This is a genomic window from Rhodococcus sp. BP-241 (assembly GCF_019836145.1).
Lineage (GTDB): Bacteria > Actinomycetota > Actinomycetes > Mycobacteriales > Mycobacteriaceae > Rhodococcoides.
Genome location: NZ_JABUEI010000003.1, coordinates 337,223 through 357,092 on the forward strand (window position 1 = coordinate 337,223; position 19,870 = coordinate 357,092).

Here is a 19,870-nt window from a genome sequence, read left to right on the forward strand (position 1 = left end):
CATGGCCGACGAACTGGACGAGACGATGCTCGACTCCGTGCAGGAGAAGATCGACGAGGCCAAGCAGGCGGCGGGAGACATCCCCGAGCGGCGTGAGGGCGGGCCGGATCAGGACGATCTCCACGATTCCTCCGACGGTGCCGCCGAACAGACCGGCGACGCGGCGGAGGCGACACTCGACGAGTTCCGCAACGCCGACGGTGACCGTGACGAGGGCATGACCGAGGGCGGCGGCGGAGGTCAGGGCGCCGCCTGAGTGGGCTGAGCGATCCGTCTCATCACGTCGGCGCCCAGTCCGCTCCGCGATGCGTCGACGGTCTGTGTGCAGAGATCCGCGTTCACCGCGGATCTCTGCACACAGGTTCTCCGCCCGCGCGACGTGCGCCTCAGAGCTGCTCGAGGTGGCGGTCGAGGGCGTCGAGTAGCGGAACCTGCCCGCTCAGCAGCCGACGCCGCGCGGACGTCCGATCACACCACTCCACGCGGTCGACCTCGGGAAACACCAGCCGTCGCCCCGATCTGGGTGGCCAGTCCATCTCCACACTGTTGCTCACGGCGGTCGAGGGGTCGAGTTCGCCGCGCACGGCGAACGCACGAACCGACTTGGCTCTGGACTGCGCGACCGTGCCGAGATCGATCCAGTCCCCGTCGGGCACCGGGGACCCGAGTTCCTCCGCGAACTCTCTGGCCGCCGCTGTGCGCGCATCCTCGGTGTCGGCGTCGTACTCGCCCTTCGGTATGGACCAGGCGCCGGCGTCCTTGCGCGCCCAGAAGGGTCCGCCGGGATGAGCCAGCAGCACCTCCAGCTCGCCCCCACCCCCGCGGAACAGCAGCACACCGGCACTCGTCCTCATTCCGGGATTCTGTCCGATCACGTTTTCTCGCGATCGTGTCGGGTACGCGGTCCGCTGCACGAAGCCTCCGTTCCACAGAGCAGTCAAGGAGCCGACACATGACAGACGTCGCGTCGCAAGGGTCGACACCGGCAGACGACCGGGACATCCTCACCAATCGTCAAGGGCATCCCGTCTACGACAACCAGAACCAGCGCACCGTGGGCTCACGCGGTCCGGCCACCCTCGAGAACTACCAGTTTCTCGAGAAGGTCAGCCATTTCGATCGCGAGCGCATCCCGGAGCGCGTCGTCCACGCCCGCGGAGCCGTCGCCTACGGCTATTTCGAGGCCACCGGGAAGTGGGGTGACGAACCCATCGAGAGGTACACCCGCGCGAAGCTGTTCGCCGAGGCCGGCAAGCGCACGGACCTCGCCGTCAGATTCTCGACGGTGATCGGCGGGCGCGATTCGTCCGAGGCCGCGCGTGACCCCCGCGGCTTCGCGATCAAGTTCTACACCGAGGACGGCAACTGGGACCTCGTCGGGAACAACCTGGGTGTCTTCTTCATCCGTGACGCCATCAAGTTCCCCGACGTCATCCACTCGCTCAAGCCGGATCCGGTGACGTTCCGGCAGGAGCCCGCGCGCATCTTCGACTTCATGTCGCAGACGCCCGAGGCGACCCACATGCTCGTGAACCTGTTCTCCCCCCGCGGGATTCCGGCCAACTACCGGACGCAGCAGGGTTTCGGAGTGAACACCTACAAGTGGGTCGACGCCGAGGGCGAGACTCACCTGGTGAAGTACCACTGGATCCCCAAGGCGGGAGTCGCGTCGCTCACCGAGGCGGACGCCGCCGCGATCCAGGCGAACGATCTGGGCCATGCGAGCAAGGATCTGTACGAGCACATCGAGCGCGGCGATTTCCCTGAATGGGAACTGCGCGTGCAGGTGATGAGCGACGACGAGCATCCCGAGCTGAACTTCGACCCGCTCGACGACACGAAGGTGTGGCCGGAGAACGAGTTCCCGCCGAAGGTGGTGGGCCGCATGGTGCTGGACCGCAACGTCTCGAACCACTTTGCCGAGAACGAGCAGATCTCGTTCGGCACCGGTGTGCTCGTCGACGGCCTGGACTTCTCCGACGACAAGATGCTGGTCGGCCGGACCTTCTCGTACTCGGACACCCAGCGCTACCGCGTGGGGCCGAACTACCTGCAGCTGCCCGTCAACCAGGCGAAGAACGCGCGGGTGTCCACGAACCAGCAGGGCGGCCAGATGCAGTACTCGGTGGACAACACCGGCAGCAATCCGCACGTGAACTACGAGCCCTCCATCACGGGCGGTCTCCGTGAGGCCGAGTACCCGACGCACGACGAGCAGGGTCCGGAGATCCACGGCCGCCTCACCCGCAAGCGGATCGATCGCACCAACGACTACGAGCAGGCCGGTCAGCGGTACCAGCTGATGGACCAGTGGGAGAAGGACGACCTCGTGGCGAATCTCGTCGCGAACATCTCGGAGGCGACGCGCGAGGTGCAGGAGCGGATGGTCTGGCACTTCTTCATGGCCGACGACGAACTCGGCGCCCGCGTGGGAGAGGGGCTGGGCATCTCGGCCGACGACGTCCGCGGACTCGAACCGCTCGCATCGCAGACCCTGTCGGAGGAGGAGGACCGGCGGCGCGCGAATCTCGGGAAGAACGGCCCCCGCGATGTCGCCGACCTGCAGATGACGCACTGCGTCCCGAACGAACGCGCGACGACTGCCGGATGACGTCGTCATGACGCAGGTGTGGACAGCGTCACTCCGCGGGGTTATCGTCGGAGGCGCAAGCCGAACAGGTCGTAGGACGAACTCGAGGCAGGTGGTGCGTATCAACACGGTGACGACGAGACACGTGTTCATTCCGACGCGAGGACGATCACGCGGAGCCTGTTCTCCGGATCGACTCGCACCATCCACATCAACCTGACAGAACCCCGGCGCCGTTATCGGCGCCGGGGTTCTTCGTCGTTCGGGTCGGCCGATCAGCCAGCGTTGGGGTCCAACGTCTCCTTGATCTTGCCCATGACGCCCTTCTCCGTGCCGAGAGCCGCGTTCGACGGTTCGCCGAGTCCGCCGTCGTAGGTGGCGTAGAGCTTCGGGTCCGGCGGCGGTCCACTCTGCTTGTTGCCCAGCGGCTGCGGATCGGCGAGGAACCTGTTCTCGTGGCGGCCGTCGGGTGCGGTGCCGTGCGCCCACCGGCCCTTGTCGGACTCGGTGCCGTCCGACAGATGCCACAGCGTGCTCGCGTGCTCGTCGTACTCCTCGTCGAACAGGTCGTTCGGCGCCACCACACCCTCCAGACCGTCCGCCTGCAGCTCCTCGATGGCCGCGAGCCACATGTTCTGGTGATACGTGTCGCGGGCGAGGTTGAACTCGAGCATGTTCTTGACACCGGGATCGTCGGTCATGTGCCACAGGCGTGCGGTCTGCACGCGGCCCTGCGCCTCCGCCGCGACGTTGGCGCGGAAGTCCGCCAGCAGGTTGCCGCTGGCGACGATGAAGCGCCCGTTCCACGGGACACCGTTGCTGTCGGCGAGGGTGGGTCCGCCACCGGACACGATGGCCTGCTGCGGATCCATCCCGCCCAGCACCGCGGCGACGACGGGATCGGCGGCAGCGTTCTTGGTGGACTCGGTGGCCGGTGCGCCCTCGAGGAGCCGCGCGACCATGGTCGCGATCATCTCCACGTGACCGATCTCCTCGGTCGCGATGTCCATGATGAGGTCCTTGTACTTGCCTTTCATGCGACAGTTCCATCCCTGGAACAGGTACTGCATCGTGACGGTCATCTCGCCGTACGCGCCGCCGATCAACTCTTGCAGCTTGCGGGCGTAGACGGGATCCGGCTTCTCCGGCTTCACGTCGAACTGGAGGTGGTCGGTATGACGGAACATGAAGGCTCCTGACAGTGCTCGGGGTCGTGCTCTTGTCGCGCCCCGGCTACCCGGAGGCGGACCCGACAAACGACCCGGATCGCCGGGTCGTGCGCGTGGGTAACGGCCCCGCGAACGGGTAACCCGGTGCGATGAGCACTGACCTGAACGACCCTGCGGCACCGGGCGACTCCCCCGGTCTGCGTCGCGCCGTCACCGGCAAACTCCTGTTCGTCTTCATCCTGGGTGATGTTCTCGGAGCGGGCATCTACGCACTCGTGGGCGAGATCGCCGGCGAGGTCGGCGGTGCCGTGTGGGTGCCGCTGCTGGTGGCACTCGCGATGGCCATGCTCACCGCGGCCTCGTACGCCGAGCTGGTGACCAAGTACCCGCGCGCAGGTGGTGCCGCCGTGTTCGCCGAGCGGGCCTTCGGACGGCCGGTGGTGTCGTTCCTCGTCGGGTTCTCGATGCTGGCGGCGGGTGTGACGAGCGCGGCCGGGCTGTCCGTCGCCTTCGCCGGTGACTATCTGGGCGCCTTCCTCGACGTCCCGACGGTTCCTGCCGCGCTGGTGTTCCTCGCCGTCGTCGCTCTCCTGAACGCGCGTGGCATCAAGGAGTCGATGCGGGCGAACGTGGTCATGACCGTTGTCGAGGTCAGCGGACTCGTCCTCGTCGTCGTCCTCGCCTGCATCGTGCTCGGTCGCGGCGACGGCGATCTCGGCCGCACCCTCGAGTTCACCGATGCCGTGAACCCTGCCGTGGCGGTCCTCGCGGCGGCACTGCTCGCCTTCTACTCGTTCGTCGGGTTCGAGACCTCGGCCAACATGGCGGAGGAGGTCCGGGACGTGCACCGCGTCTACCCTCGCGCGCTCTTCCTCTCGCTGGCGACGGCCGGTGCGGTCTACGTCGCGGTCGGACTCGCGGTGAGCGCGGTCGTGCCCGCGAGCGACCTCGCGGACACGTCGGCGCCCCTGCTCGCCGTCGTCTCGGCGGCCGACGTCGGTGTCCCCGACAGGCTCTTCGGACTCGTGGCGTTGATCGCCGTGGCCAACGGCGCCCTGCTGACCATGATCATGGCCAGCCGACTCACCTACGGGATGGCCGGACAGCGACTACTGCCCGCCGTCGCGGGCCGGGTGTTGCCACGTCGGCAGACTCCCTGGGTGGCCATCGTCGCGACCACGGTGGTGGCGATGATTCTCGCGGCCACCGGGACCGTCGCAGCGCTCGCGGAGACCGTCGTCCTGCTGCTCCTGATCGTGTTCGTCAGCACCAACCTCGCCGTGCTGGTGCTGCGCAAGGACCAGGTGGACCACCCGCACTTCCGCACCCCGGTGATCCTTCCGGTGCTCGCTCTGATCAGCTGCGGCGTGCTCGCGACGCAGCAGACCGCGCAGACGTGGCTGCGTGCCGGCGTGCTGCTCATGGTCGGCGGCGTGCTCTACGCGGCGATGCGGTGGACACGGAGTTTGAGAAGTCCCGAAATCGTCAACACGTGACCTGTCTCCTGTAGAACGGGGACGTTCGATGTGTGTCCGACGCCGGAATTCCGGCGTCCGGTCGTGACGACTGAAAGGTAGACGATGGCTATCAACGACGACGACATCACCACTTCCGGAGCAGCAGGCGGCGAAGGCCCCGCCGACGGCGGCTCCAACCCGAACGGTCACGACGGCGGCGCCGACGGCACCGCGTCCAGCACGGAGGGCCCCGCCGACGGCGGCTCGAACCCGGGTGGACACGACGGCGGCGCGGACGGCTCCGCGGCCAGCGGCGAGGGCCCGGCCGACGGCGGCTCGAACCCCGACGGCCACGACGGCGGTGCGGACGGTACGGCTTGAGCCGACCGACCGACGACGAGCGCGGACCGGGAGACCGGTCCGCGCTGCGTCGTCTTCTGAGCATCGAGCCCCGCGCCTTCGCCGAGGACCACTGGGGACGCGCGCCGCTCCTGACGCGCGCGGCCGACCTTCCCGCTCCGTTCACCGATCTGCTGTCGACGGACGCCGTCGACGAGCTGGTGTCCGAACGCGGCGTGCGCACACCCTTCGCCCGGATGGCCAGGAACGGCGCGCTGACCGACCGCGGTCAGTTCACCGATTCGGGTGGCTTCGGGGCCGAGGTGACCGATCAGCTCGACTCCGCCGGAATCCTGGCGGCCTTCGCGGACGGCCACACCCTGGTCCTGCAGGGACTCCATCGACTGTGGCCTCCCCTCATCCACTTCACCGGCGACCTGGTCGCCGATCTCGGCCACCCGGTGCAGGTCAACTCGTACATCACCCCCGCGTCGTCGCGCGGATTCGATCCCCACTACGACGTGCACGACGTCTTCGTCCTCCAGATCGCCGGCGAGAAGCGGTGGATCCTGCACCCCCCGGTGCACGAGCACCCGCTGTCGAACCAGCCGTGGTCGGACCGCAGGGACGCCGTCGCCGCCATGGCGCGCACGGACCCGACCCTCGACGTCGTTCTGCGCGAGGGTGATTCGCTGTACGTTCCGAGGGGCTGGATCCATTCCGCCGAGGCCCTGGGTGACACCTCGATCCATCTGACCGTCGGAATGTCGGCCTTCACCCGGTACGACCTCCTGCATCACGTGCTGGGCACCCTCGCGGACGACGCGAGCTTCCGGGCCCCGCTGCCCGTGGGGCTCGATCTGACCGATCCGGACGCCGTCGTACCGCACGTGCGCGCGCTGATCGCAGATCTGACCGCGACCCTCGCCGACACCGACGGCCGCGACGGTCGAGCGCGGACGGCGGCAGAGCGTGTCGGCCGTCGCTTCGTCGAGGTCACGCGGCCGGCCCCGGTGCGTCCTCTCGAGACCGTGCGCACGATGGCCGGCCTGTCCGCGGCCACCGTGGTGACGTGGCGATCCGGGCTCGCCGCGAGGGTGACGCAGTTGCCCGAGTCGGTCGCCGTGACGACGCGGACCAAGACGATCACGCTGCCCTCGATCGCGGCGGACGCCGTTCGGCAGCTGCACAGCGGGAAAGACTGCGCGGTCGGCGACCTCACGGGTCTCGACGATCAGGACGCGATCGTCGTGGTGCGTCGCCTGCTCCGCGAGGGTCTCGTCGTCGCCCGATCGTGACGACGCCGGTGAGCACCACCGCGGCGTGGCGCCCGTGCAGCGACAATGCTCGTGATCGGGGAGACACGTTGGCGGGAAGCGGTTCTCGCGGAGAACGATGGTTCCTCGTCGAGGTCGCGGGAAGTTGGGGCCCGTCGGCGTTCCTCGATTCCTCGTCCGTCCTCGATCCCGTACTGGGTGGAGCGCTGGTGCGCCGCATCGAGAGTGCCGGGTTCCGCCCCCTCGCCGTCCGGGAGCCCGGCCGTCGCCGAGGCCGCGGCCGGTGGCGGTGGGCGTCGGTGGACGCACGGCCGGGGCACGAGAGCGTGCACCGGGGCGAGGTGTCCGACGCGGCCGAACTGCTCGACGTCCCGCTCGACGGATCGTCGGGTACCGCGTCGACGGAGACCATCGTGGCCGTGTGCACCCACGGCAGGCACGACCGCTGTTGCGCCGTCCGCGGTCGCACGATCCTCGCCCCGGCCGTGTCGGCGTACCCCGGCGAGGTGTGGGAGTGCTCGCACCTCGGTGGCGACCGGTTCGCCGGCACGATGATCGTCCTGCCGCACGGTCTCTACTACGGCAACGTCGACGACGCGGACGTCGTCCGCATCCTGCGCCGCCACCACGACGGACTCGTCACCCCGGAGTTCCTGCGCGGCCGCAGTGCGCTCTCGGGGGCCGTGCAGGTGGCCCAGCACGCCGCACGAACCGTCCTGCAGGACTTCGCCATCGACACCCTGCATCCCCTGTCGGAGGCTCCCGGCCCGGACGGTCGGCGACACGTCCTCCTCGACCACCACGGGGACACCGTCGAGGTGGTCCTCCAGGAGTCTCGGTCGGCGCCGATCCTCACCACGTGCCACGCCCGCGTCGCCGGGCCGGTGCGCACCCACGAGGTGGTGTCCGTCCGCCCGTCTCGGCCCCGCTGAGCGACCACTACTCTGGACCGGAGGCCGGTCGTACATCCGGAAGGGACACGTGTGGAACTCGTAGTACTGCTCGATGAGGACGGCCGTGCCATCGGCACCCACGACAAGGCCACTGTGCATCACGACGCCACACCGCTGCACCTGGCGTTCTCGAGCTACGTGATCAACCGCGAGCGCGAGGTCCTGGTGACACAGCGGGCGCACGACAAGCGCACCTGGCCCGGAATCTGGACCAACACGTGCTGCGGACACCCCGCGCCGGGTGAGCGTCTCGACTCCGCGGTTCTGCGGCGCCTCGATCACGAACTGGGTATCGGTGCGGACAGCGCGGCTCCGGTGCTCCCGTCGTTCCGGTACCGCGCCGTGATGGACAACGGCGTGGTCGAGTACGAGATCTGCCCGGTGTTCCTCGTCCTGCACGACGACAGGACCGTCGATCCGCGACCGGACGAGGTGGCCGACTACCGCTGGGAACCGTGGAACGAGTTCGTCGCGACCGTGTTGGCGGGCGAGAGCGATCTGTCGCCGTGGTGTCAGGACCAGGTCCGTCAGCTGCACGCCCTGGGTTCCGACCCTCTGGCGTGGCCCACCGGCGGCACCGAGTCCCTCCCACCCGCGGCACGCGTCGCGTGACGCACGGGTCGGGACGACGCGCGGTCGAGACGGGTGCACCACCGCGCGCCAACGTGCTGATGACGGCGGTCGACCGCATCTCGAACGCTCTGGGTCGGTCGTCGATCTTCGCCGACATCGACTTCGACGACGAGACGCATCCCTGGTTCCTGTCCGCGGAGGAGCGCGCCAACCCGGACACTCGCATCCGCGCCTGGACGGAGGGCAACCGTTGCGTCGCTCTCGTGCACGGCGACACCTACTTCCGCGTGCTGAACGAGCACCTGGCCGACGCGAAACCGGACGATCTGGTGTTGTTCACCGATTGGCGCGGCGACCCGGAGCAGGTGCTCACCGACCGCGGTCCGACGGTCGAGGACGCGCTGACCGGTGCCGCTTCGCGCGGTGTCGTCGTCCGAGGTCTGCTGTGGCGCTCGCACGCGGAGGGCCTCGGATACACCGGCGGCAAGAACAGTGCCCTCGCGACCGCGCTCGAGGACGCGGGCGGTGAGTGCGTTCTCGATCAGCGCGTTCTGGCCTTCGGGTCCCATCATCAGAAGCTCGTGGTGATGCGCTCCGCGTCGCGGCCCGGCGGCAACGTCGCCTTCGTGGGCGGGATCGATCTGGCCCGGTCGCGACGCGACGATGCGCACCATCACGGCGATGCCCTGAGCCGACCGTTTCCGCCGGAGTACGGGGAGACCCCCGCCTGGCACGACCTGCAACTCGAGATGCGCGGTCCGGCCGTGCGCGACGTCGAGGACACCTTCCGGGAGCGCTGGGAGGATCCGGCGGCGCTGTCGCGGCTGCCGTGGCACGTGGTGAGCGACGTCGTCCGCCGGCACCGGCGCGAGCCGTCCGAGCTGCCCGCTGCCCTCCCCGACCCGGAGGCGACGGGAACGTGCTCGGTGCAGTTGCTCCGCACCTACCCGCGTCGCCGACCGTCCTACCCGTTCGCGCAGGACGGCGAGCGCAGCGCCGCCCGTGCGTACGCCAAAGCCCTCGGTCGCGCCGAGCGCCTGATCTACATCGAGGACCAGTACCTGTGGTCCGTGGACGTCGCGCGGGTCTTCGCGCGTGCGCTGCGGCGCTCGCCCCGGCTCCGCATGATCATCGTGGTACCCCGGCACCTCGACGACGACAGTGCGATGACCATCCCGCCGTCGCTCCTGGGTCACGCCGCCGCGTTGGACCTACTACGCGACGCGGGCGCCGACCGGGTGCTCGTCCTCGACGTGGAAAACGACGACAGCGTGCCGGTCTACGTGCACTCCAAGGTCTGCATCGTCGACGACGTGTGGGCGGCCGTCGGTAGCGACAACTTCAATCGCCGCTCCTGGACGCACGATTCGGAGCTCACGGCGGCCGTGGTCGACGAGGAGCGGGATGCGCGCGAGCCCGTCGATCCCGGTGGCCTGGGTGACGGTGCGCGGGTGTTCGCCCGAGATCTCCGCCTCGAGCTCCTCGCCGAACACCTGTCCCGTGGGAGCGGCGCGGACGCCGACGTCGCCGACCTCCTCGACCCGGACGACTGCTTCGACGCGGTCGCCGAGCAGGTCAGCGAGCTCGACGCGTGGCACGACGGGGGCCGCGACGGTGATCGCCCGCGGGGACGGTTGCGCATGCATGCCATCGAGGTGCCGCCGCTGTGGAAGCAGCGGGTGTTCTCGCTCCTCTACCGGCTGGTGGTCGACCCCGACGGCCGACCACTGCGGCTGCGGTTGACGCGCCGCTTCTGACGGTGCGGCCGCGCAGGATTCGCACGCCCACTCGCGGGTACCTGGGCGTTCGTGAGCCCCGACACCGTCCCACCGCCCGACATCGATGCGGCCGCGCGGGCGCTCGGTCATGCCGAACTGCATCCGCGACAACGTGACTCGATCGATGCCGTCGTGTCCGGACGAGACGTGCTGGCACTGCTGGCGAGCGGTTTCGGCAAGTCGGCCATCTATCAGGTCGCCGCGTCGCTGCTCGACGGGCCGACCGTCGTCCTGAGCCCGCTCATCGCGTTGCAACGCGATCAGGTGGACGGTCTGCGTCGTCGGTCGACACACGTGCGGGCGGTCGCGGTGCACTCCGAGCAGAGCGACACCGAGAACGAGCGTTCGTGGGAGTCCCTCGCTCGCGGTGAGGCGACCATCGTCTACCTGACGCCGGAATCAGCCTCGCGGGATGAGGTGCAGGATCGGCTGCGCGCACTCGGCGTCGCGTGCGTCGCCGTCGACGAGGCCCACTGCATCGCTGCCTGGGGCCACGATTTCCGTCCGGCCTACCTTCGTCTCGGTCACGTGGCCGAGGCGATCGGACGCCCGCCGATCATCGCCGTCACCGCGACGGCTCCCCCGCCGATCCGTGACGAGATCACGACGCGCCTCGGCATGCTCGATCCGTTGACGGTGGTCGGCTCCTTCGATCGGCCCGAGATCCGGCTGTCCGTCGTCCGGCACCACGACGCGGACATGGCACTCCGGGCGGCCGTGGACGATGTCGTCCAGCGCTCGGAGTCGGGCGGGCAGGCCGGAGGCCGGTCGGAGTCCGGCGGGCAGGCCGGAGGCCGGTCGGAATCAGGCGGGCAGGCCGGAGGCCGGTCGGAATCAGGCGGGAAGGCCGGAGGCCGGTCGGAATCAAACGGGCAGGCCGGAACCGGTCTCGTGTACACCGCCACTCGCGCGCAGGCGGAGGAGTTCGCGGCTCTGCTGGCGGAGCGCGGCCTCCGAGCGCTCGCGTACCACGCCGGTCTCGCACGGTCCGCGCGCGACGAGGCGCACGAGGCGTTCGCGGCCGGGACGGTCGACGTCGTCGCGGCCACGTCGGCGTTCGGGATGGGCATCGACAAGCCCGATGTCCGGTTCGTCGTCCACACTGCACCGCCCGATTCGCTGGAGCGGTACTACCAGGAGTTCGGCCGCGCCGGTCGCGACGGTGCGGACGCCGCTGCCGTCCTGCACTTTCGCGCCGAGGACCTGGGGCTGCCGTCGTTCTTCGCCACTCGCCGACCGCGCCGAGATGCGCTCGAGGCGGTGCAGGGGGCGCTGCGGTCCGCCACGGAACCGATGTCGACCGAGTCGCTCACGGGATTGCCCGACCTGTCACCGCGCGCTGTGGAGACCGCCCTGGAGCTGCTCGATCACGTCGACGCCGTGCACCACACGGACGCCGGGTGGGTGCCCGGCAGCCTCTCGACGACCGAGGCCGTCGAGCGCGCACTGGAGGCGGCTCGCCGGCAGGAGACGGCGGCGCGATCGCGGGTGGAGATGGTGCGGACCTACGCCGAGACGCGGCGATGCCGACGACAGGTGCTCCTCGAGTACCTCGGCGAGGTGACGGAGCAACTCTGCGGTCGGTGCGACACTTGCGAGTCCGGCACCGCGGCCGAGTCCGACGTCAACGGCGGTGACACGAGCTACCAGCCCGGCGACACGCTGCATCACCGCGACTGGGGCGCGGGGAACGTGGTGTCGGCCGAGGCGGACCGCGTCACCGTGCACTTTCCCGAACACGGTTACCGCACCCTGGCGACCACGATCCTGGAGGAGCGCGACATCGCCGAGTGACAGCCTCGAAACGGACCTTCGACGACCTGCGGGAGCCGAGAACCGGGACCGACCACGACGGACGCGCGAGACTCGGACCGCAGGTTCGTTTAGCCCGTCGACCTGGCGGTTCCGAGCGCGGATCGACTGGGAAGACCGTAGATTCGCGCATGACAGACATCCCCCGGGGGAGGGTGTGCCGTCGCTCCTTCCTGCCCGTCGAGTGTGAGGTTGCTAGACCACATGACAGACCTGAAGCCCTTCTTCAAGAACGTTCAGTCGCACTACGACCTGTCCGACGACTTCTTCGCGCTCTTCCTCGACCCCACGTGGACGTACAGCTGTGCGTACTTCGAGCGCGAGGACATGACGCTCGAGGAGGCACAGCTCGCGAAGATCGATCTGGCCCTGGACAAGTTGGGCCTCGAGTCGGGCATGCGCCTGCTCGACGTCGGCTGCGGATGGGGAACCGCGATGATCCGCGCCCGCGAGCGGTTCGATGTGGACGTGGTCGGCCTGACGCTCAGCGAGCACCAGTTCGGACGCGTCCAGTCCCGTCTGGACGACCTCACGGGCGACCGCAAGGCCGAGGTACGCCTGCAGGGCTGGGAGGAGTTCGACGAGCCGGTCGATCGAATCGTCAGCATCGGCGCCTTCGAGCACTTCCGTCGCGCGCGCCACGTCCCGTTCTTCGAGAAGGCGCACTCGCTGCTCCCCTCCGACGGAGTCATGTTGCTGCACACCATCGTCGGCTACGGACTGGACGATCTGGAGGAGAAGGGTGTCGCCGTCGACAAGCGCGACGCCGTCTTCATGCGCTTCATCCTCCGGGAGATCTTCCCCGGCGGGGAGCTCGAGCGCCCGGGCACCATCCAGGAACGCGCGACGTCCGTCGGGTTCTCGGTCGACCGGGTGCACTCGTTGCAGCAGCACTACGCCCGCACGCTGGAGATCTGGACGGAGAACCTCGAGGCCCGCAAGGACGAGGCCATCGCGATCGCCGGCGACGAGGTCTACGAGCGCTACATCAAGTACCTCGGCGGATGTGCGAAGCAGTTCCGCCGCGGAACCATCGACATCATGCAGTTCACGCTGTCCAAGTAGAACCAGGTCGTTTGGGACCATGTCGGCAGGGAAGCCGCCGGCATGGTCTCCCACGGCAGCTACACGTTCATCGGTAACGCGACCGGGTTGGTGAGCTACGGCGATATCACGCTGCTCACCGATCCGAACTTCCTGCACGCCGGCGAGCGTGCCTATCTCGGTCACGGTCTGTTCTCCACACGCCGTCTCGATCCGGCCGTCTCGATCGACGAGTTGCCACCGCTGTCCGCGATCGTGTTGTCGCACATGCACGGAGACCACTGGGACCGGCGCGCACAGAGCGGGCTCGACCGGTCGCTGCCGGTGTTCACCACGGGTCACGCTGCCTCGAAACTGACCGGTCGCGGCTTCGAGGCGGCGACCGGACTGTCGACGTGGGAATCACGACGCCTGCGAGTCGGAGAGCAGGTCGTGACGATCACGGCGATGCCCGGTCGGCACGGCCCCGTCTGGGCACAGCGTCTGCGGGTGCTTCCGCCGGTGATGGGCACGATGCTCGAGTTCGGATCCGCGGAGTCCGACACCGTCGACCTGCGCGTGTACGTCTCCGGCGACACCCTGATGGTCGACGAGCTTCGGGAGATCCCCACGCGCTATCCGGACATCGACACCGGTGTCGTGCACCTCGGTGGCACCACCCTGCCGTTCGGGCAGAACCCGCGCTGGGGAGCGATGGTGACGATGGACGGCCGCCAGGGCACCGACGCCATGCAGCTCGTCGACCCGGCGCAGGTACTGCCCGTGCATGTCGACGACTACGGTGTCTTCGCTTCTCCCCTGTCCGACTTCTCCCGCGAGATGCGCGCGCGAGGTCTCGGTGACCGCATCACCTACGTCGGGCGCGGCGAGACGGTGCCGCTGAGACGGTGAGGTCGGCAGGGTTTTCGCGTCTCGGGACGCGGGTAGGCCACCTGGACACGAGACCCGACGTCAGGACCCGAGAGAAGGAGGCAGTCGTGCCCACCACGAACGACGACGGCAAGCCCATCGAGTCGGAGCTGCCCTCCACCCTGCAGAAATCGGACGAGAAGGCGCAGCGCACCTTCGCGAAGACACTCGACTCCGCGGAGGAGGAATACGACGACGAGCAGCGGGCGCACCGAGTCGCCTACTCCTCGCTGAAGCACAGCTACGAGAAGGTGGGCGACCACTGGGAGCCGAAGGACGAGAAAGGCCCCTCCGACGAGCGCGCCGAGAGCGGCGGCCCGAATCCGAAGGGCCGCAGCGCGGGCGGCGTCGACGCGAACGCGTCGAAGAAGCATCTCGAGGAGGTCGCTCGCGACCTCGACGTTCACGGCCGCTCGACGATGACCAAGGACGAGTTGGTCGACGCCATCGACAAGGAGAACAGGAAGCAGACCGCGAAGAAGCGGTGACAGGTCAGCGGAACGCCTGTTGTCCCGTCAGCGCCTTACCGATGGACAGCATGTGCATCTCGCTGGTCCCCTCGTACGTGAGCACGGACTCCAGGTTGTTGGCGTGCCGCAGAGGTGAGTACTCCAGAGTGATGCCGCTACCGCCCAGGATCGTGCGGCACTCGCGGGCTATGGCGATGGCCTCGCGGACGTTGTTGAGCTTGCCCAGACTCACCTGATCCGGCGTGATCTCACCGCGGTCCTTGATCCTGCCGAGGTGGACGGCGAGAAGGAACCCCTTGCCGAGCTCGAGGGTCATGTCGGCCAGCTTCTGTTGCGTCAGCTGGAAACTCGCGAGCGGCCGGTCGAACACCTCGCGAGAATTCGCGTACGCGATGGCGGTCTCGAGGCTGTCCCGCGCTGCGCCGAGAGCGCCGAACACGATGCCGAACCGCGCCTCGTTGAGGCAGGAGAGCGGAGCTCCGAGGCTGGTGGCACCGGGCAGCATCGCCGACGACGGAAGCCGGATGTCGTCGAAGACGAGTTCCGCTGTCACCGAGGCGCGGAGCGACAGCTTCTTACCGATGGCGTGCGCGGCGAATCCCGGTGCGTCCGTGGGCACGACGAACCCACGGAAGCCCTCGTCGGTCCGCGCCCACACCGTCGCCACGTCGGCCAGGGTGCCGTTGGTGATCCACATCTTGGAGCCGGAGAGGATCCAGTCGTCGCCGTCCCGTCGCGCACGGGTGCGCATCCCGGACGGGTTGGAACCGAAGTCGGCCTCGGTCAGTCCGAAACACCCGATGGCCTCCCCGGTGGCGAGACGTGGGAGCCATTCCTGCTTCTGCTCCTCCGACCCGTACCGGTGGATCGAGAACATGGACAGCGAGCCCTGCACGGAGACGAAACTCCGGAACCCGCTGTCACCCGCCTCGAGTTCCATGCACGCGAGGCCGTAGCTCACCGCGTTGGTCCCGGCGCAGCCGTACCCCTCGAGGTGCATGCCCATCAGACCCATGCCGCCGAACTCGCGAGCGATCTCCCGCGGTAGCGTGCCGGCCTCGAACCAGTCCCCCACCTCGGGCTTGAGCCGCTTGTCGACGAACGCGCGGACCGTGGCCGCGATGTCCCGCTCGTCCTCGTCGAGCAGGGAGTCGGCGGCGAAGAGATCGAGTGGTCCGACGGGTGCTGCGGTGGTGCGCGGTGCGGTGGTCGTCATCCTGTCGAACCTACCCGGATCCGGGCCTGTACTCGATGAGTCTCGCGCTGTTTCCGACGACGATGACGGACGACGCGTTGTGCAGGATCGCCGCGAGTACCGGTGACAGCGCTCCGCCGGCACTCACGGCCAGCCCGATCGCGTTGACCGCGATCGACATGGCGTAGTTCTGGCGGATGACGGCCACCGAGCGCCGCCCCAGCGCGCGCACGTCGAGCAGTCGCGCCAGGTCGTCCCCGGCGAGAGCGACGTCCGCGGTCTCCACCGCGACGTCGGTCCCGGCGGCGCCCATCGCGATGCCGATGTCCGCGGCCGCGAGCGCCGGCGCGTCGTTGGTGCCGTCGCCGACGACCGCGACGATGTGGCCCTCGGCCTGCAGGGCGCGGACGACGTCGAGCTTGTCCTCGGGCATGACCTCGGCGCGCCACTCGTCGATACCGAGCTCGGCCGCGACGGCGGCGGCCGTGGCCGGGTTGTCCCCGGTGAGCATCACGATGCGGTGCACACCGTCGGCCCGCAACGCGCGCAGTACCTCGGCGGCGTTGTGGCGGATCTCGTCGCGCAGACTGACCAGCCCGACCAACACGCCGTCGACCGCGAGGAGCAGAGGCGTCTCGGCACGGTGCTGCAGACGGGACACCCAGTCGGACGCCTCCTCGGAGACCTCGACGTTCTCTCTGCGCAGCAGCGACGCACCGCCCAGCAGCAGCGTCCGGCCGTCCGAGACGGTCCGCATGCCCAACCCGACGAGCACCTCGCACTCCTCGTGCGGTGGAATCTCGATGCGACGTTCCTCGGTACTGCGAATCACGGCTTCCGCCAACGGATGCCGAGAGTGGATCTCGGAGCTGGCCGCATAGGCGAGCACCTGCTCCGGCTCCCACGCGTCGTGGAACGCGATCACGTTGGTCACCACCGGGCGCCCGGCCGTCAGCGTTCCCGTCTTGTCGAAGACGACGGCGTCGACACGGCCTGCCTGTTCGAGGTGGGACCCGCCCTTGATGAGGATTCCGCGCCGGGCACCGTTGCCGATGGCAGCGCTGATGGCGGTGGGGGTGGACAGACCGACCGCGCACGGGCACGCGACGAGCAGCATGGTCATGGCCCGGCGGACGTCACGGGTGACGAGCAGCGTGGCGGCCGAGAGCAGGAACGACGCGGGCACGAAGCGACGGGAGAAGTTGTCGCCCACCGTCTGGATGGGCGCGCGATCCTCCTGCGCCTCTTCGACCCGGGCGATGATGCGGCCGATCGCCGTGTCGCGACCCACGGCCGACGCGCGGACGACGACGCGGCCGCGCAACACGACGGATCCGGCCGACAGCCGGGTCCCCACGGTCACAGTGACCGGCAGCGTCTCGCCGGTGATGGCGGACTGGTCGACGACGGCGTCGCCCTCGATCACGGTGCCGTCGACCGGGACTCCGACGTGATCGTGCACCACGACCTCGTCGCCGACCTCGAGCGAGTCGATGTCCACGGAGACCTCGGCACCGTCATCGGTCCGGATCCACGCGGTGTCGTGGGTGCCGCTGAGCAGATCCGAGATGGCACGCCTGGTGCGGCGCAGCGTCAACTCCTGGAGGTACTCGCCGATGTTCAGCAGCCACAGCACGGTGAGGGCGACGACGTTCTCACGCAGGACGAGGCTCGCGACCGTCGCCGCGGACACCAGGGCGTCCGTTCCGGCCGCGCGGCCTCCCGTGAGGGACCGCACGGCGCCCTTCAGGAAGGGATAGCCGGTGAAGACGGTGACCCCGGTGGCGACGAGCCGACTGGTGGGGCCCAGCACGGGAGGTCGGCGCAGCGCGTACCGGCGCAGGCCCAGCAGGACCAGGGCCGCTCCGCCCACCGTCATGCGCAGCAGCTCGCCGGTACCGACGTCTGCCGACCGTGGTGTGCGCACCGCGGCCTGGCCCGGCGTGAGCGCGGTCGCCGCGGGTACGGCCGTCAGCGCGGCCAGCACCGACGCGGCGTCGGTACGGGAGCGGGAGTACCAGACGACGACGGACGCCGTCCGAGGGAAGGCGTGCACGGCGCGGACACCGGGAACGGCGTCGAGAAAGTCCTCGACCGCGACCGCGCGGACGTCACTGCCGGCGATCCAGTCGAGTCGGACGCGCATCCTGCCGGCGCCGTGGGACAGGACCTCGGGTGCTGCGGGTGTCGGCGTCTCGGCGGGATCGGTGTCCGTGCGAGCGGCGACCGCGGTGCTCACGTCGGCGCTCAGTGGTCGTGGCCGTGACCGACGTCGGACGCGGCCGGGGGCCGCACCTCCTCACCCATGCGATCCTTCGCCTCGGCGACCACGTCGGAGACCGCGAGACGGGCGGACTCGGCCTTGACCTCCGCCTTGCGCACCCCCCGCAGGCTCACCTCGGTGACCCGGACGGCAGCCTCGCGCAGCGGTGCACGCTCGACGACCTTCTTCACACCGTTGTAGGCCGCGACGCCCACGACCCCGGTCACGACGGTGGACGCCGCCTTGGCGATGACGGGAAACATCATGGTGGGACTCCCTCTGCACCGCACTGCGAGCAGCTGCGGATCGGTGACGGTGGATCGCCTGCGAGGACGACGTGCAGCGATCATAGCGTTACCGACAACCGTTGTCGGATCGGACGGGCGACGTCGGCCGGTTTGCCCCCATCGTCACGAACCCCTACTGTCTCGACGACAACGATTATCAGTATCGACAGAAGGCGGAGGAACACCACCGTGCTCGAGGTCGAGGACCTGACCGTCCGGGTCGGCGTCACCACGCTCGTGACCGGCATCACGTTCGATGTCGTTGCGGGACACCGTGTCGCACTGGTCGGCGCGTCCGGCTCCGGGAAATCCGTGATCGCGTCCGCCGTCGTCGGCGTCACTCCTCCCGACCTGGTCGTCGCCGGTCACGTGCGCATCGGTGGTCACGACGTGGCGGGCACGCCCGTCCCCCGCCGCCCCCGTGACGCCCGGGCGGCGATGGTCTTCCAGGACGCGTCGTCCGCACTCGCCCCCTTCCTCACAGTCGGACGGCAGCTCGATCTCGCACTGCGCCATCGCGGCGAGGCGAGTCGGCGACGTGCCGACCGAGAGGAACTGTTGCGGGGCATGGCTTTCACCGATCCCGAGCGCATCGCGGCAGCGCGTCCGGCCCAGCTCTCCGGCGGGCAGCGTCAGCGTGTCTGCATCGCGATGGCTCTGGCCTCGAACGCCCCGGTGATCGTGGCCGACGAGCCCACCACGGCACTCGACGTGGTCAGCCAGAGCACCGTCGTCGCGACTCTCGGCGCCGCGACCGGCGGCGATCGAGGACCCGCCCTGCTGTTCGTCACGCACGACCTGGCCGTCGCCGCCTCTCTCTGCGACCGCGTCGTGGTCGCCGACCGGGGAACGATCATCGAGACAGGCACCGTCACAGACATTCTCGCAGCACCGCGCCATCCCGTCACGGCGAGGCTCGTCTCGCGCGCACGGTCCGCCGACGCGGCGCTGCACTCCGCCCCGGTCGCATCGTGACGTCGGGATCTCCCGGTCTGCACGGCCGCGCACTGACGCGCCGGTACGACGGACACACGCTCGCGGTCGACGACGTCACCGTCTCCCTCGCGCCCTCGGAGCGAATCGCACTCGTCGGCGCCTCCGGCTCGGGCAAGTCGACCCTGCTCCGGATGCTGCTGGCGATGGAGACGACCGACTCCGGCGAGGTGACACTCGACGGCGCCGCGATCCGGCCGGGAACGGCCCGCTCGACCCGCTGGTTCCGCCGCGAGGTGCAGTACGTTCCGCAGGATCCCGGTTCCTCACTGGACCCGCGTCGCACCGTGCTCGACTCGGTCGCCGCACCGCTGCGGTGGCTGCGGTGCGAGGGCGATCACCGCGCTCGCGCCCTCGCGGCCCTGGACTCGGTGGAGGTGGCCGCGTCGATGGTCGGCGCCCGCACCGGTGAGCTCTCGGGCGGCCAGAGACAACGGGTGGCCATCGCTCGCGCCCTCGCGTGCCGACCCCGCTACCTCGTCGCCGACGAACCGGTCAGTGGACTCGACCTGCCCCTGCGAGATCTCGTCCTGGACGTCCTCGAGACCGTGTGCGACCGCGACGGCACCGCGTCGCTGCTGGTGACGCACGATCTCGCCGTCGCCGCCCGCACGAGTGACCGTCTTCTGGTCATGGCCGACGGCGTGATCGTCGAGACTGGCTGCACCACCACGGTTCTCGGGTCCCCGCAGCACACCCACACCCGCGCCCTGGTCGATGCGGTACCGCGTCTTCCCGTCCGCGCGCACCTGTAGTTCGTT

The 19,870-nt window shown here is 69.3% G+C and carries 19 protein-coding genes; 14 read left to right on the forward strand and 5 right to left on the reverse strand.

Annotated elements, in window-relative coordinates:
- The first annotated feature begins 1 nt into the window (after position 1).
- Complete coding sequence (locus tag HQ308_RS08010; protein WP_027503971.1) at positions 2-256, forward strand: hypothetical protein; 255 nt, start codon at positions 2-4, stop codon at positions 254-256.
- A 130-nt stretch (positions 257-386) separates the two neighbouring features.
- Here HQ308_RS08010 and HQ308_RS08015 read toward each other — a convergent pair whose 3' ends face one another.
- The gene (locus HQ308_RS08015; protein ID WP_222646095.1) at positions 387-854 is read right to left on the reverse strand and encodes an NUDIX domain-containing protein; all 468 of its coding nucleotides are present in this window, start codon (positions 852-854) and stop codon (positions 387-389) included.
- A 98-nt stretch (positions 855-952) separates the two neighbouring features.
- On the opposite strand from HQ308_RS08015, the gene HQ308_RS08020 reads away from it, so the two are divergent.
- On the forward strand, positions 953-2,611 hold the full coding sequence (locus HQ308_RS08020) for a catalase (RefSeq protein ID WP_222638228.1): 1,659 nt from the start codon (positions 953-955) through the stop codon (positions 2,609-2,611).
- A 254-nt stretch (positions 2,612-2,865) separates the two neighbouring features.
- Here the strand turns inward: HQ308_RS08020 and HQ308_RS08025 are convergent, their stop codons facing one another.
- Positions 2,866-3,777, reverse strand: a complete 912-nt coding sequence (locus HQ308_RS08025; protein ID WP_222646096.1) for a manganese catalase family protein — start codon at positions 3,775-3,777, stop codon at positions 2,866-2,868.
- A 131-nt stretch (positions 3,778-3,908) separates the two neighbouring features.
- On the opposite strand from HQ308_RS08025, the gene HQ308_RS08030 reads away from it, so the two are divergent.
- The 10 genes from HQ308_RS08030 (at position 3,909) to HQ308_RS08075 (ending at position 14,389) form a co-directional block, all read left to right on the forward strand.
- Complete coding sequence (locus HQ308_RS08030; RefSeq protein WP_222627492.1) at positions 3,909-5,255, forward strand: APC family permease; 1,347 nt, start codon at positions 3,909-3,911, stop codon at positions 5,253-5,255.
- Positions 5,256-5,339: 84 nt separating this feature from the next.
- Positions 5,340-5,597 carry a hypothetical protein gene (locus HQ308_RS08035; RefSeq protein ID WP_027503975.1) on the forward strand — a complete coding sequence of 86 codons (258 nt, stop codon included), beginning with the start codon at positions 5,340-5,342 and terminating at the stop codon, positions 5,595-5,597.
- Complete coding sequence (locus HQ308_RS08040; protein ID WP_222646097.1) at positions 5,594-6,853, forward strand: cupin domain-containing protein; 1,260 nt, start codon at positions 5,594-5,596, stop codon at positions 6,851-6,853. The genes HQ308_RS08035 and HQ308_RS08040 overlap by 4 nt, the downstream gene beginning before the upstream one ends.
- 8 nt (positions 6,854-6,861) lie before the next feature.
- Positions 6,862-7,764, forward strand: a complete 903-nt coding sequence (locus HQ308_RS08045; RefSeq protein WP_222646098.1) for a sucrase ferredoxin — start codon at positions 6,862-6,864, stop codon at positions 7,762-7,764.
- Positions 7,765-7,815: 51 nt separating this feature from the next.
- Positions 7,816-8,397: an isopentenyl-diphosphate Delta-isomerase gene (gene idi, locus HQ308_RS08050; protein ID WP_027503978.1), complete on the forward strand. Its 582-nt coding sequence runs from the start codon at positions 7,816-7,818 to the stop codon at positions 8,395-8,397.
- Positions 8,398-8,456: 59 nt separating this feature from the next.
- On the forward strand, positions 8,457-10,115 hold the full coding sequence (locus HQ308_RS08055) for a phospholipase D family protein (protein WP_222646214.1): 1,659 nt from the start codon (positions 8,457-8,459) through the stop codon (positions 10,113-10,115).
- Positions 10,116-10,166: 51 nt separating this feature from the next.
- Complete coding sequence (locus HQ308_RS08060) at positions 10,167-11,930, forward strand: DUF3553 domain-containing protein (protein ID WP_222646099.1); 1,764 nt, start codon at positions 10,167-10,169, stop codon at positions 11,928-11,930.
- 222 nt (positions 11,931-12,152) lie between these two features.
- Entirely contained in the window at positions 12,153-13,013 is an 861-nt protein-coding gene (locus HQ308_RS08065; RefSeq protein WP_222646100.1) for a cyclopropane mycolic acid synthase family methyltransferase, read from the forward strand.
- 42 nt (positions 13,014-13,055) lie between these two features.
- Positions 13,056-13,883: an MBL fold metallo-hydrolase gene (locus HQ308_RS08070; protein WP_222646101.1), complete on the forward strand. Its 828-nt coding sequence runs from the start codon at positions 13,056-13,058 to the stop codon at positions 13,881-13,883.
- Between the two features lie 86 nt (positions 13,884-13,969).
- Entirely contained in the window at positions 13,970-14,389 is a 420-nt protein-coding gene (locus tag HQ308_RS08075; protein ID WP_222638235.1) for a ChaB family protein, read from the forward strand.
- A 4-nt stretch (positions 14,390-14,393) separates the two neighbouring features.
- Here the strand turns inward: HQ308_RS08075 and HQ308_RS08080 are convergent, their stop codons facing one another.
- The 3 genes from HQ308_RS08080 to HQ308_RS08090 all read right to left on the reverse strand — a co-directional run bounded on the left by HQ308_RS08080 (position 14,394) and on the right by HQ308_RS08090 (position 18,095).
- A complete protein-coding gene (locus HQ308_RS08080; RefSeq protein ID WP_027503983.1) occupies positions 14,394-15,587 on the reverse strand; it encodes an acyl-CoA dehydrogenase family protein in 1,194 nt (397 codons plus the stop codon).
- Positions 15,588-15,597: 10 nt separating this feature from the next.
- Positions 15,598-17,712, reverse strand: a complete 2,115-nt coding sequence (locus HQ308_RS08085) for a cation-translocating P-type ATPase (RefSeq protein WP_222646215.1) — start codon at positions 17,710-17,712, stop codon at positions 15,598-15,600.
- Between the two features lie 101 nt (positions 17,713-17,813).
- The gene (locus HQ308_RS08090; RefSeq protein ID WP_056447595.1) at positions 17,814-18,095 is read right to left on the reverse strand and encodes a DUF1490 family protein; all 282 of its coding nucleotides are present in this window, start codon (positions 18,093-18,095) and stop codon (positions 17,814-17,816) included.
- A 210-nt stretch (positions 18,096-18,305) separates the two neighbouring features.
- Between HQ308_RS08090 and HQ308_RS08095 the strand changes: the two genes are divergently transcribed.
- Together HQ308_RS08095 and HQ308_RS08100 are read left to right on the forward strand one after the other, a co-directional pair.
- Positions 18,306-19,091 (forward strand): ABC transporter ATP-binding protein, encoded by a 786-nt coding sequence (locus tag HQ308_RS08095; protein ID WP_222646102.1) that lies wholly within the window; start codon positions 18,306-18,308, stop codon positions 19,089-19,091.
- Positions 19,088-19,864, forward strand: a complete 777-nt coding sequence (locus HQ308_RS08100) for an ABC transporter ATP-binding protein (RefSeq protein WP_307095153.1) — start codon at positions 19,088-19,090, stop codon at positions 19,862-19,864. The genes HQ308_RS08095 and HQ308_RS08100 overlap by 4 nt, the downstream gene beginning before the upstream one ends.
- Positions 19,865-19,870: the final 6 nt, after the last annotated feature.